A 13,014-nucleotide genomic window follows, 5' to 3' on the forward strand; every position below is an offset into this window, starting at 1 on the left:
TACATATAGATAACCACAAAATAGAATAGTAGATATTAGTCAACCTAGTGGCTTACTCATTGCCTTTGAAACTGCAATTGCTGAAATTAAAATCATTGTCCCATTTAATTTACAAAAGGGGCTTTGGCTAAATAGTGCGGGGATCTTCCCCTTATTGAGATTCTGGTTAATCATCCGCTCATTACAGAACAATAATTCTTTTTTAGCGCAGTGCTTATAATTGCGGGAGTAATGACAATGAGCGAAGTAAATAATCCATTAGGCCTAATGGGCATTGAATTCACTGAATACGCAACACCAGATGCAGATTACATGGACAAAGTGTTTACTGATTTTGGCTTCTCAAAGCTAAAAAAATTCAAAGGTAAAGACATTGTTTACTACAACCAACATGACATTCATTTCTTACTGAACAATGAGCGTGAAGGTTTCTCTGCTGAATTTGCTAAAAGCCACGGTCCAGCAATCTGTTCTATGGGTTGGCGTGTAGAGAATGCACAAAAAGCATTCGAAGTTGCTGTTGAGCGCGGTGCAAAACCTGCAACAGACTCAACTCACAAAAACTTACCATACCCTGCTATTTACGGTATCGGCGACAGCTTAATTTATTTCATCGAGCAATTTGGCGACAAAGGTTCTATCTATGAGTCAGATTTTGAAGATTTAAGCGAGCAAAACATTGTTGAAGACAAAGGCTTCATCCGTATCGACCATTTAACCAATAACGTTTATAAAGGCACGATGGAAACATGGGCTAACTTCTATAAAGACGTATTTGGTTTTACTGAAGTTCGTTACTTCGACATTAAAGGTCAAAAAACAGCGTTATTATCTTACGCACTTAAATCTCCGTGCGGTACTTTCTCGATTCCAATCAACGAAGGTAAAGATAACAATAATAACCAAATCGATGAGTACTTAAATGAGTACAATGGTCCGGGTGTACAGCATTTAGCATTCCTAACGAATGACCTAGTAAGCTCACTTGATAAGCTTGACCAATCAACGATTGCGACGCTTGATATCATCCCTGAGTACTACGACACTATTTTTGACCGTGTGCCTTGGGTTAAAGAAGATAAAGAGAAGATCCGTAAGCATCAGATCCTAGTAGATAGCCAAAGCGAAAATTGTTACCTACTACAAATCTTCTCGAAGAACCTATTCGGTCCTATCTTTATCGAGATGATCCAACGTGTAGATGACGGCGGTTTCGGTGAAGGTAACTTCCAAGCGCTTTTCGAATCAATCGAACGTGATCAAGAGCGTCGTGGTGTAATCTAGTTCATCATGATGAATAAAAAGCAGCGTTATTCACACGCTGCTTTTTGTCGTTTTAAATTCTGTTTTAAACTAACTGTTTAAATTGCGTTGATTGCCTCCATATAGATAACTAATAAATCAGCGCGAACCAATAAGGAAAGAGTATGAGCCTAATTAACGAAACCCACGATATTAATCTAAAAAGCTGGGTTGCATCTGCTAACGAAGCGAACTGTGACTTCCCAATTCAAAACCTTCCTTTTGCAGAAGTACGTCGTAAAAATTCAGACGAAGCGTTCCGTGGCGCTGTAGCAATTGGTGATCAAGTTATCGACTTAGCAAAAGTAAATGAACTTGGTTTATTCTCTGGTGATGCACAAGTTGCTGTTAAAGCCGCAAGCCAAGCTACACTCAATGAATTTATGGGTCTTGGTCAGCAGTATTGGTCTGCACTTCGTCTAGCATTATCAAAAGCACTTCGTGAAGGTGCGAGTGAGCAAGCGCAATTAAGCGAAGCGCTTATCGCTCAAGCAGAGATCGAATTTGCGCTGCCGTGTCGCATTGGTGATTACACTGACTTTTATACTTCTATTTACCACGCAACAGCGGTAGGTAGTCTATTCCGCCCTGATAACCCACTTCTACCTAACTATAAATGGGTACCAATTGGTTATCACGGCCGCTCATCGTCAATTGATGTTTCAGGTCAAACGTTCCACCGTCCTAACGGTCAAACTAAAGCGCCAGATGCAGAAGCACCATCATTCGGCCCTTGTAAACGCCTAGACTACGAACTTGAGTTAGGCATTTACCTTGGTAAAGGTAATGAATTAGGCGATGCAATTGCCATTGAAAATGCTGAAAACCACGTATTTGGTTTCTGTGTATTTAATGACTGGTCTGCACGTGATTTACAAGCATGGGAATACCAGCCGCTTGGTCCATTCCTTGCGAAGAACTTCGCTTCGACTGTATCTCCTTGGATTGTTACCACAGAAGCACTGGCACCATTTAGAACAAATTGGACACGTGACGAAAACGATCCACAACCAATGGACTATTTAGAGTCAGCTCATAACCGTGAGTTTGGTGCATTCGATATCAAAATGGATGTGCAAATTGAAACTGAAAAGATGCGTGCGGCTGGCGAAGCACCAACACAAGTATCTAAATCAAGCTTCAAACACTCTTACTGGACAGTCGCGCAAATGGTGACTCACCACACAGTAAATGGCTGTAACTTCCAACCAGGCGACATGTTAGGTTCAGGTACGCAATCAGGTCCTGAGCACGAAGAAGCTGGTTCATTATTAGAACTATCACGCGGTGGTAAAGAAAAGATCACCCTAGCTAATGGCGAACAACGTGCTTTCTTGGAAGATGGCGACAACGTAATCATGCATGGTTGGTGTGAAAAAGACGGTTTTGCACGTATTGGTTTTGGTTCAGTCGAAGGTACAGTACTACCTGCAAAATAAAAATAACTAGCTATTTTTATTTCCAGAACAACGATTAAGGGCATTTTTTGCCCTTTTTTTTGCATTTTTTTCAGTTGAGTTACAATTTTTTGCTGGCTTTTTTAAATCAGATTGCTATCTTAGCTCGGTTATTAGTCAAATTTTGTACGCCATGTTAGTTAAACTTAAGTCTTTTTATCGCACGTTTTTTCCAGCTAGACAGCTGTTGATCCGTCAAAATGGCGAGGTAAAACACTTAGTATTAGCCCCTTGGGTGCAATTAACGACTTTACTAGTCATTTTAACTGCTATTGTTTGGTTAAGCATTTCGACACTACAAATCATTTCTCAAGCTGACAAGATCACCAGCATTGAACAAACCCAGCTTACGAAACAACAAGAATGGCAAAAACAGCATTATCAGCAACAAGCTGTCTATGAAAAACAGCTCCAGCAATTAGCCGTACTTGAACAAAAGCAAGCGCTATTGCAAAGCATGATCGAGTCATTACCAGAATCAATGAACAAACCGGCACTGCCAACCGACGCAGAGCCATTGCTTTTACCTGTTCAGGAGCACGCTGAAGAGTTTCACGCACCTTTAGAAGATGAACAGCAACCAAAACAAGTTAAACGCTTAGAGAGCATTTCTGAGCGCCTAGCTCGCCTTGATGCAGCTTATAACAACAGCTTTGTTGTATTAGATGAGCAAATTAAACTTCGCCACCAAGAAATTGTTGCTATGTTAGAGGGCGCAGGCCTTGATAGTAGCCTTGCCAATGGTTCGGTATTAGAAGGTACAGATACCGCACAAGGTGGTCCATTAGACTTATTCGACGAATCAAAAATCCCTCTTGAGTTTTTAGCAATTGCCGACAAATTGCTGGCATTAAATAACCTCGAAAACTTACTGAGCGAATTACCACAAACACTTCCTGCTGCCGATTACTACATTTCAAGTAGTTATGGTCTACGAAAAGATCCAATGAATGGCCGCCGCGCTTTTCACAAAGGCGTTGATTTAGCAGGTTGGCATAAAACCGAAATTTTTGCTCCCGCTGACGGCACCGTTTTACGTGCTGGTCGTAATGGCGGTTATGGCAACTTTATCGAACTACAACACAAAAATGGCTTCGTTACTCGCTTCGGTCACCTTAATAAAATTAAGGTTAAAAAAGGCCAAACAGTGACTAAAGACGATGTCATCGGCTTAATGGGTAGTACTGGCCGTAGTACCAGCACTCACCTACATTACGAAGTTTTAGTGAATGGCAAACATGTCAACCCGGTTAAAATAACAAAGGCGCTTTCTCGTGTTCGGTAAAAAAAAACAATCAGCAGCTAGCTCGTCTGGCTCATCTTTAAAAAGAACCAACCACACCCCTTCTATTATTTCTGAAGACGTTCGTTTAACTGGCGGCCTCAGCAGCCAAGGTGAAGTTCAGCTTGACGGTCGCATCGAAGGCGATTTACGTGTTAAACATTTAGTGATTGGTCACACTGGCATGATTGAAGGTGTTATTGAAGCTGACAGTGTCATCGTCAAAGGTAAAATTATTGGTTCGCTTATTGCCAATAAAGTGACTATTGAAAGCACTGCAGAAGTTCATGGCGATGTATTTCATGACACCCTGAGCATCGAAGCCGGCGCAATCATTGAAGGCAGCTTAAAACATCGTAATGAAGAAGATAATGTGGCGCCTATTAAGCCTGAAGAACAAAACAGTTCTTCAATACTGGCTGATGATGACAACGACCTGTCGTTTGTAAACAAACAAGCCGCTGATAAGTCTTAACGTTTTTTAGCGGTTACATACATTGTAATATCCGCGGTGAAAACGAGTTCATCGCGGCTATTATAAACCTTCACTGGTACTAGCAAGTCTTGCTTTTCTAACCACTCACTCGGCACGTCTATCTGGGCAACAGCACGCATATCTGTGTCAATTTTCGCTAAATAATTCACTGTCATGCCTTTTGGGATCCAGCGATGTGTTTTTGCCGGCACAGTTGCATCAACCATCAAGCCAGCGCATAGCTCAGCAACATTACATTGTGCAATTGCATGGATGGTACCAATGTGATTATGGATTGCTCGGCGATTTTTAACAGTTGCGCTGCAATGCCCAGCATTTAAATCTGTGATCAATGGCTTTATTGAACCAAAGTAAGGGGCTTTAAAGCACACGGCTTTACTAAACAACCAGTTACCCTTCGGCAGTGACAGGCATTTAGTCCAAATTTTTAATAATGATGATTGTGAGCTCACGACGTTTATCCATTATTTTTATGATGTGAGATAAAAAGCTAACACATCAGACCAGATAGCGAAATGGAAAATTTTTGTTAGCAGTTTTAATGATTACACATTTCGCTAAGTGAACGCTTTTCTTTTCCTTTAGGGGCACATAAAATACCGTTTTAAAGGAGAGCGAATGCAGTCACGCCAGCACAAAAACCTCAGCTTACTATTTATTCTTGGCCTTCTGGTTATCTTTAGCCCGTTAGCAATTGATATTTACTTACCCGCTTTTCCGACCATTGCAGAACAATTCAGCGCTTCAGAAAAGCAAATTCAGCAAACCGTCGCTATTTTTATGCTTACCGTTGGGCTTGGACAGCTCATTGCAGGGCCATTAGCAGATAAATTTGGTCGTAAGCCTGTGGCAATTACCGGTGTGACAATTTATGGTTTAGCGGCTTTTGGCGCGTATCTGGCACCTGATTTTACAAGCCTGATGATTGCAAGAGCACTGCAAGGTTTGGGGGCCTGTGCCACATTTGTAGTAGCGTTTGCCATTGTAAGAGATAGATTTGGTAGTGAACGTAGCGGCCAAATCATTACTTATCTTAATGGTATCGTATGCTTTATCCCTGCCCTCGCGCCAATTTTAGGTGCTTGGCTCACAGTACAGTTTGGCTGGCGCATGAACTTTTTATTCATGGCTGTATTTGCACTCATTGGTTTATTCATAACCTTGTTAATGTACAAAGAAACCCGCCCTGCAGATAGTGTATATAGTGGTCATATTCTTGACCTGCGCCGTTTTATGCCAATTATCAGAACGCCATTGTTTTTATTTCATAGCTTAATTTGCTTGGTAACTATGTCGGCTATTTTAGTCTTCGTTACGTTAGCACCTGGCTGGCTTATTACTAAATTAGGTGGCAGTGTTACCGACTTTACTTTCTGGTTTACCTGTAATGCGGTCTTGAGCATTGTTGCAAGCTTTATTATGCCACTGTACATCAAACGCCAACCAAAACGCGCGTTAAAAGCAGGACTCTTGTTGCTTGTAATCGCAGGTGCCTTAATGATGGCCTTTAGCCAACAACGTACTGCGCTTGCGTTGATGTTTCCGATGTTTATTGCTGCGTTTGGTTTTGCACTGACACTTGGCTCATCTGCAGGCCGTGCACTAAGTTTATTTCCTAAGCAAGCAGGCACAGCATCAGCACTTATTGGCTTAATGCAAATGAGTGGCGCAAGCTTATTAGTGTTTATAACGCAATTGTTAAATTTGACTACACCAGTATTAATTGGCGTGCATTTTTTAATGCTCATCCCTTTCACCTACTTATTGTTCAAATATAAGCACTTGTCATAAAAAAGTTTTATCATACTTTTAGTCATAACGGGTAAATGAGAATCGTTATACTCTATTTATCCGTTTAGACATCTTGTTATTTCCTACCGTTATAAAAAGCATCTTTCTAGAATAATTTGTTCCAGTTTTGTGGATTATTTTACTTGTACCCATAGCATCATTAATCTATTGTTTACTCACGTTAACATTTGGTTAACTCAAAAACATGTTTGGGATACGAATTATGAAAAAGAATAAATTAGCATTAGCACTGATCATCAGTGGACTATGTGCAGCAGGAACTGCAAACGCAGCAAATGACCGTTACATCATCCAAGTAGACAACAATAAAAAAGGCGTAGTTAAAGCACTCGCTAAAAAGCTTGGTGGTGATATTAAAGTTGATGGTAATGGCTTTATTGCAGCGCAATTTACAGGTCATGACCTTGCAAGCGTAAAAGGCTTACTAAACAACCCTCACATCAAACTAATTGAAGAAGACCAAAAGCGTGTACCAATGGCGCTTTATAACGATGACGCTGGTAATGCAATGCAGCAGCAATTAACGCCATACGCAGTTTACCAATCACAAGCTGATCAAGTTACCTTCGATGCAAATGCTGGCATGAAAGTCTGTGTGATTGACTCAGGTTTAGATGCTACAAACCCTGATTTCGTATGGGGTAACATTACAGGTGATAATGACAGTGGCACAGGCAACTGGTACGACAATGGTGGCCCACATGGTACCCACGTAGCAGGTACTATTGGCGCAGCAGACAACAATGTTGGTGTGGTTGGTATGGCGCCCGGTGTGGCAATGCACATCATAAAAGTATTCAACGCTGAAGGCTGGGGTTACTCTTCAGACTTAGCACACGCAGCAGATTTATGTTCTCAGGCAGGTGCAAATATCATCAGCATGAGCCTTGGTGGCGGTGGTTCAAATAGCACCGAGTCTAACGCATTTGCTAATTTCACAAGCGCTGGCGGTTTAGTTGTTGCTGCAGCGGGTAACGATGGTAACAACGTACGTTCATACCCTGCAGGCTATCCATCAGTAATGATGGTTGGTGCAAATGATGCGGACAACCAAATTGCAGATTTCTCGCAATTCCCTAGCTGTACATCTGGTCGCGGTAAACGCGCTACTACAGATGAAACTATCTGTGTTGAAGTAACAGCAGGTGGTGTTGATACTCTTTCTACTTACCCTGCTGGTATGGCAACGTCAGCTAGCTTAGCAGCTGATGGCGCAGGCTTTGCTACTTCATCAATGGAAAACGCGGGTAATGCATCAGGCACGGCGTATTACATGGGTACTGCTGAAAGCGTAGATGCTGGCGCAGCGGGGAAAATTTGTATGATTGACCGCGGCAATATCTCGTTCTATGACAAGGTAAATAACTGCGAAAACTCAGGCGGTATCGGGGCTGTTATCATCAATAACGAAGCTGGCATGTTATACGCTACACTAGGCGATACTAACGATACAACAATTCCAGCTGTCGGTGCGGCACTTGAAGACCGTTCAGCTCTTCTTTCAAGCACAACTATTGATATCGCAATTGGTACTAGTGATTATGGTTTCATGAGCGGTACATCAATGGCAACGCCTGCTGTTTCAGGTATCGCAGCGCTAGTATGGTCAAATCACCCTGAGTGTACGGGTACAGAAATCCGTGATGCACTAAAAGCAACGGCAGAAGATCAAGGTGCTTCTGGTCACGATGTTTACTTCGGTCACGGTATTGTTAAAGCAGCTGACGCAGATGCATACCTAACAGCCAATGGCTGTGCAGGTGGTGGCGATAATGGCGGTGGCACAACACCAGGTGGTGATGATATTAGTCTTTCTACTTCAGGTTATAAGTCAAAAGGCACTAAATACATTGATTTAAGCTGGAGTGGCGCTGCTACAAGCACTGTAGATGTTTACCGTAATGGTAGCAAAGTAGGCTCAGTGGCAAACACTAACAGCTATACTGACACTATCACAACAAAAGGTGGTGGCACTTACACTTACCAAGTATGTGAAGCACAAAGCACAACTGTTTGTTCAAACAACAGCACTGTGACGTTCTAATACTTTCCCCAACCCAAATCAGCGGGCATTGATTGTCCGCTTTTTCTTTTTCTAGAAGCTTGTTAAAATCAACTACCTAGCTTTTTATCTTTGTGCCGATGATCAATCCAGAATTTCTACTGTCGTTTTTAGGCGCCAGCTTTTTAATTGCCGTGGCCCCCGGCCCTTCTAATGCATTTTTAATGGCACAAACCTTTGCCAATGGCCGTAAAGCCGGGATGCAAAGTGCCTTTGGTTTTGCCTTAGGTGGTGTGGTGCATACTTTTTTTGCGGTGGTAGGTTTAACGGCAATTTTAAAAGCGTCGACTGTTGCCTATACCACAGTTCAGTATTTAGGTGCGGCGTACCTGTGCTATTTAGGCGTAATGACGTTAAAAGACACCTTTACACAGCCTGAGTCAGAGTGCGAAGAAAAACCCCATGTAAGTACCAGTAAAAAGCAAAATGTGATGTTTCAAGCAATGATGACCGAGGTACTTAATCCAAAAGTCGCTCTATTCTTTATTGCGTTTATTCCGCAGTTCGTCGATCCGAGCTTATCTTCAACGACCTTTCAGCTCGCTTTTTTTGGTTTACTTTACCCGCTTTTTGCTTTTCCAATCGACTGCACGTATATTTATTTCGGCGATAAGATAGCCAGTTATTTTCGTGAGCACCCACAAACCCAAATTTGGATTGATCGGATCACGGGGCTGGTGTTTATTGCACTAGCAATTAACCTATTGATATAAGAGCACTTATGGAACAAAAACAACAAGCCTTACCAGCCAAAAAGAATATTGCCCTCGTAGCCCATGATGGTAAAAAAGCAGCCCTACAGGCGTGGTGTGAAAAGCACCAAGACATTTTAAGTAAGCACACGCTATACGGTACGGGCACAACAGGTCATTTAATCGAGCGTACAACAGGGCTTGAAGTAATTAAGCTGCTAAGCGGCCCTATGGGTGGCGATCAACAACTTGGTGCTAAAATTGCTGAACATGAAGTGCACATGCTGGTGTTTTTCTGGGATCCACTTGCATCGCAGCCACACGACCCAGATGTAAAAGCATTACTGCGTTTAGCTGCGGTTTGGAATATTCCTGTTGCCTGTAATGAAGTCAGTGCCGATATGCTATTAAGCTCACCTATGATGGAAACTGAGCTGTGCCGCACGTTGCCAGATTACGAAAAATACCTCGCAACGCGCCAAGTGACTCTTTAGTTCTATAAGTCGATATATCAAAGTGGGGGCTATTAGCTATAAAGCTTGTGCGCCCACTTAGTTAAACCTGCAGTAACACTACCAAAGTGATCCCCGTTCAGCATATTTATATCGCCTAAATGGGATTTTAACGCGGCCTTGATCAGCGGTGATTGCGCGCTACCGCCCGTTAAGTAAATGACATCAGGCGTTGTGCCAGCTTCTTGAATCGCTTGTTTAGCTAAGCTCACTATCTGGCTTATTGAGTCATCAACAGCTAAAGCTAGATCTTTTAGCGTTAAGCACTGCGTTAAGTCTGAATCTAAGAAGCGCAAATCTGTAGTAAATTCATTCGCTGACGAGAGCGCAATTTTTGCCGCTTCACCTTGCTGCACTAATTGGTGACCTTGCTTATTTTGCTGCAATTGAATTAAGCGTTTAAAAAGCGCAGGCTCTTTAACTTCACGAAGTTGAGTCAGTAACTCGCGATGATGGGCATCGCTATAAAACTGACTTTGCAGATTTACATCATTGATTTTACAGGCTTGCCAAAACGGTTGATTCGGCAGTGGAAGACCCGATTTAAACTCAGTGCCTAAACCTAGTAATGGCATTAAACCATGAAAGCTCAGCGCAATATCTAAATCATTTCCACCTACACGCTTACCACTGTGAGCTAAAAAGTCATTGTCACGGCATTGCTTATCACGAAAGCTCGGCCCCATTTGTACAAATGAGCAATCGCTAGTACCCCCGCCAATATCGACAACCAACACTTTTTGGTCTTGCTGCAATGAGGTTTCATAATCAATGCCCGCCGCTAATGGTTCATATAAAAACGACACCTCTTTAAAGCCTGCGCGTTTTGCTGCTCGCTCTAGTATACCGAGCGCTTGTTGATTAGACTCTTCACCACCGACTGATTGAAAGTTTACCGGTCGTCCAATTACCGTTTCTGTTAATGTGTCTTGCAATGATTGCTCGGCGCGTTGTTTAATTTTTAAAATCATCGCCGTGGCAATGTCTTCAAAGAAGTTTATTTGCCCTTGCTTTAAGCCTACTGCACCAAAGAATGACTTAGGCGATTTTACAAAGTAACCTTCTTCAGGAAATTGCACATACTCACTAATTGCTTCTCGACCTATAAATAAGGTCTCATCACCAGCTTGAATATCGAGGTCAGATTTAATACGAGGAATGGTATTTAAAAGCGCTTGTCGCTCAGTTTTAAAGTCGTGCTCAAATGGGCTACCCGTAAGGTGTTTTGTCACAAAATCGACAACTAATGCACTGTGATGAGTATAAAGTGTTGAGGGTAAATATTGCTTGCCCTGCTCAAGCGGCACTAAAGAGACTTGTTGCTCGTTATTCATTACACCGATTGCACAATTTGAGCTACCGTAATCAAAGCCTGCAAACATTCTAACACCTATACATCAATAAAAAGGCCGCGAAATTTACCATAGTCGCAGCCGTTTTTGAATGACGCTATGGCGTTTCATGTAAAAAGCTTGCAAAACGTGGTAGGCCATTCTTAGTAAAGCCATGATATTTGTAGGTAATAGTACTACCTATCGCTGGGGGCGATGATCTTTGTTGATCGGTAAACCCCGAGCCAATTTTAAACTCGGTACCATCACTGCTGCGCACCTTGAGTGCACCAAGCATATTTTTATACTTACCCTTTCCTGCGATATAACCGATTACAACCGCTTCAGCGTCAAAATAAGGCTTTAACTTTAGCAATGCATCACTTCGCCCTGCACTATGCTTTGCAGCTGCTAGATGCAGCATGACGCCCTCAGCTCCTTGTGCGATTAGTTCATCCATAAACAAACTAAGTTGCTTGTTATCATTAAAGTGCATTTGCGCAACGGCTTTAATATGCTCACTTTGCAGCTGGTTTACTAACCTTGTGTAGTTTTCATAACGTTGACTAAATGGCGTTGTCGCATCCGGCATATCAAATATCATGTAATTGACGGTTTGCCATTCTGATTCTACAGGTGTGACTTTTCGAACGATCCCGCTCACATTGGCAAAATCTTGGTGCTTAGTCCAAAGCTCTCCATCAAGCCAAACACCTGGCAGTGGATCTGTGAACCATTTGGGGGCATAAATTGGGTTACCATTTCGGGTTACTAATTGACTCCCTGTCCAAATAGCCCGAACGCCATCATATTTTTCACTAACTAAATAGTCAGATACATTTACCTTTTCGGCTTGATAGACGTTTGCTAAAAGCACTGAAGGAGCTTGTTGCGCTTCGGCTGAAAAGCCTATAAATAACGTGATTGCGCACAAAAGGGCACGAGTGAATTTAACCATTATTGCTTCCTTGCAAATTTGTGAGTATTAACTGGCTCTGGCTTTGACTACTTAACAAAAGCAGCTTAGCAACAGTCAGCTAATTATAGTTTAGTTTGTAGCCATTTGAAAAATTCGTTCAAATCGACAAACACACCCGCGGCTTTACTAAAATCATGCTCTAACGTGAAATGATTTGGCACCGCATACACAGCAACACCTGCGTTGCTCGCAGCGGTAACACCGGTAAAGGTATCTTCGACAGCTACAGCCTCATTAGCCTTTATATCTAGTTTATCTAGGGCTAGTTGGTAAGGGTCACCAGCAGGCTTAGGATTATTAACATCATCTTTGGTAACCACACAGTCAAACCAATCGAAAATGCCATAGCCTTTTAAAATAGGATAGGCTTCATCTTTTGCACTACCTGTTACTAATGCCATTTTTAAACCACTGGCTTTGACTTGCTCAAGCACCGCTTTTGCATGTGGCATAAAGGCAGGTAAATTAGTACTAACAAAACGGCCAAATGCAGCGTACTTATCATCCGTTAACTGTTCTGGACTGATAGTAAGCCCATAATTTGTCACAACCTCTTTAGCGGCTTCAAGTGTTGGTCTTCCTGAGAAGCGCTGACAAAACGTAGCTTCATCATACTGCACGCCAAAAGGAGCTAACAAGTCATTCCAAATATTAAAATGCACACTTTCAGAGTCAACCAAGGTGCCATCCATATCAAACAATACTGCTTTTAAAGTCATCCTCATTCCTTCAAAGTAAAAAGGTGCCATAGGCACCTTTAAATATGATTATTCAGTTAGGCCCGCAGGTGGCTCAGCAAATGCTTCTTCGCCTGTTTCTACATCAACCAGCTCGTAGCCACGTTGCTTTCTTACCACTTTTAAAACCGGCTTAGAAAACGCTGTTTTTAAACGATCTGCATCTGCTTCAAGTTCTTCGACTGTATTACCAAATGGTGCTGCACCGGTTTCTGACCAGTTAGTCACTTTACCATTTAAGTTATATTCAACTTCATGAATTTGATATTGTGCCGCTTCATCTTTTGTTGCTTCACAAAAAATTACACGATAGTTCCAAAATCCAGCCATAGTTATTCTCTTTCTCTTCAAT

Annotated in this window: 13 protein-coding genes; 8 read left to right on the top strand and 5 right to left on the bottom strand. The window is 42.1% G+C overall.

The annotated features are described in order from the left end of the window. The first annotated feature begins 237 nt into the window (after positions 1 to 237). The 4 genes from hppD to L1D51_RS03340 all read left to right on the top strand — a co-directional run bounded on the left by hppD (position 238) and on the right by L1D51_RS03340 (position 4,516). Entirely contained in the window at positions 238 to 1,284 is a 1,047-nt protein-coding gene (gene hppD, locus L1D51_RS03325; RefSeq protein ID WP_055021474.1) for a 4-hydroxyphenylpyruvate dioxygenase, read from the top strand. Positions 1,285 to 1,427: 143 nt separating this feature from the next. Beyond that, positions 1,428 to 2,741 (top strand): fumarylacetoacetase, encoded by a 1,314-nt coding sequence (gene fahA / locus L1D51_RS03330; RefSeq protein WP_239962630.1) that lies wholly within the window; start codon positions 1,428 to 1,430, stop codon positions 2,739 to 2,741. A 151-nt stretch (positions 2,742 to 2,892) separates the two neighbouring features. Further along, positions 2,893 to 4,044 (top strand): peptidoglycan DD-metalloendopeptidase family protein, encoded by a 1,152-nt coding sequence (locus L1D51_RS03335; RefSeq protein ID WP_239962632.1) that lies wholly within the window; start codon positions 2,893 to 2,895, stop codon positions 4,042 to 4,044. Continuing rightward, on the top strand, positions 4,034 to 4,516 hold the full coding sequence (locus tag L1D51_RS03340) for a bactofilin family protein (protein WP_054561944.1): 483 nt from the start codon (positions 4,034 to 4,036) through the stop codon (positions 4,514 to 4,516). Before L1D51_RS03335 ends, L1D51_RS03340 begins: the two co-directional genes overlap by 11 nt. Here L1D51_RS03340 and L1D51_RS03345 read toward each other — a convergent pair. Then, positions 4,513 to 4,989, bottom strand: a complete 477-nt coding sequence (locus L1D51_RS03345) for a hotdog fold domain-containing protein (protein ID WP_239962634.1) — start codon at positions 4,987 to 4,989, stop codon at positions 4,513 to 4,515. The genes L1D51_RS03340 and L1D51_RS03345 overlap by 4 nt on opposite strands. 166 nt (positions 4,990 to 5,155) lie before the next feature. Here L1D51_RS03345 and L1D51_RS03350 point away from each other — a divergent pair, with 166 nt between their 5' ends. The 4 genes from L1D51_RS03350 (at position 5,156) to L1D51_RS03365 (ending at position 9,597) form a co-directional block, all read left to right on the top strand. Continuing rightward, entirely contained in the window at positions 5,156 to 6,328 is a 1,173-nt protein-coding gene (locus L1D51_RS03350) for a multidrug effflux MFS transporter (RefSeq protein ID WP_239962636.1), read from the top strand. Between the two features lie 223 nt (positions 6,329 to 6,551). Next, the gene (locus L1D51_RS03355; protein WP_055021456.1) at positions 6,552 to 8,393 is read left to right on the top strand and encodes a S8 family serine peptidase; all 1,842 of its coding nucleotides are present in this window, start codon (positions 6,552 to 6,554) and stop codon (positions 8,391 to 8,393) included. A 98-nt stretch (positions 8,394 to 8,491) separates the two neighbouring features. Next, a complete protein-coding gene (locus tag L1D51_RS03360; protein WP_054561948.1) occupies positions 8,492 to 9,124 on the top strand; it encodes a LysE family translocator in 633 nt (210 codons plus the stop codon). An 8-nt stretch (positions 9,125 to 9,132) separates the two neighbouring features. Continuing rightward, the gene (locus tag L1D51_RS03365) at positions 9,133 to 9,597 is read left to right on the top strand and encodes a methylglyoxal synthase (protein WP_054551787.1); all 465 of its coding nucleotides are present in this window, start codon (positions 9,133 to 9,135) and stop codon (positions 9,595 to 9,597) included. A 32-nt stretch (positions 9,598 to 9,629) separates the two neighbouring features. Here L1D51_RS03365 and yegD read toward each other — a convergent pair whose 3' ends face one another. The 4 genes from yegD to L1D51_RS03385 form a co-directional block, all read right to left on the bottom strand. Next, positions 9,630 to 10,997, bottom strand: a complete 1,368-nt coding sequence (gene yegD, locus L1D51_RS03370; protein ID WP_175079190.1) for a molecular chaperone — start codon at positions 10,995 to 10,997, stop codon at positions 9,630 to 9,632. Positions 10,998 to 11,064: 67 nt separating this feature from the next. Then, positions 11,065 to 11,904 carry a DNA ligase gene (locus L1D51_RS03375; protein ID WP_054561950.1) on the bottom strand — a complete coding sequence of 280 codons (840 nt, stop codon included), beginning with the start codon at positions 11,902 to 11,904 and terminating at the stop codon, positions 11,065 to 11,067. Positions 11,905 to 11,987: 83 nt separating this feature from the next. Continuing rightward, complete coding sequence (locus tag L1D51_RS03380; RefSeq protein WP_239962638.1) at positions 11,988 to 12,644, bottom strand: HAD family hydrolase; 657 nt, start codon at positions 12,642 to 12,644, stop codon at positions 11,988 to 11,990. Positions 12,645 to 12,692: 48 nt separating this feature from the next. Beyond that, entirely contained in the window at positions 12,693 to 12,992 is a 300-nt protein-coding gene (locus tag L1D51_RS03385; RefSeq protein ID WP_054561952.1) for a hypothetical protein, read from the bottom strand. Between the last annotated feature and the right edge of the window lie 22 nt (positions 12,993 to 13,014).

The sequence above is a fragment of the Pseudoalteromonas shioyasakiensis genome, assembly GCF_022398475.1.
Lineage (GTDB): Bacteria > Pseudomonadota > Gammaproteobacteria > Enterobacterales > Alteromonadaceae > Pseudoalteromonas.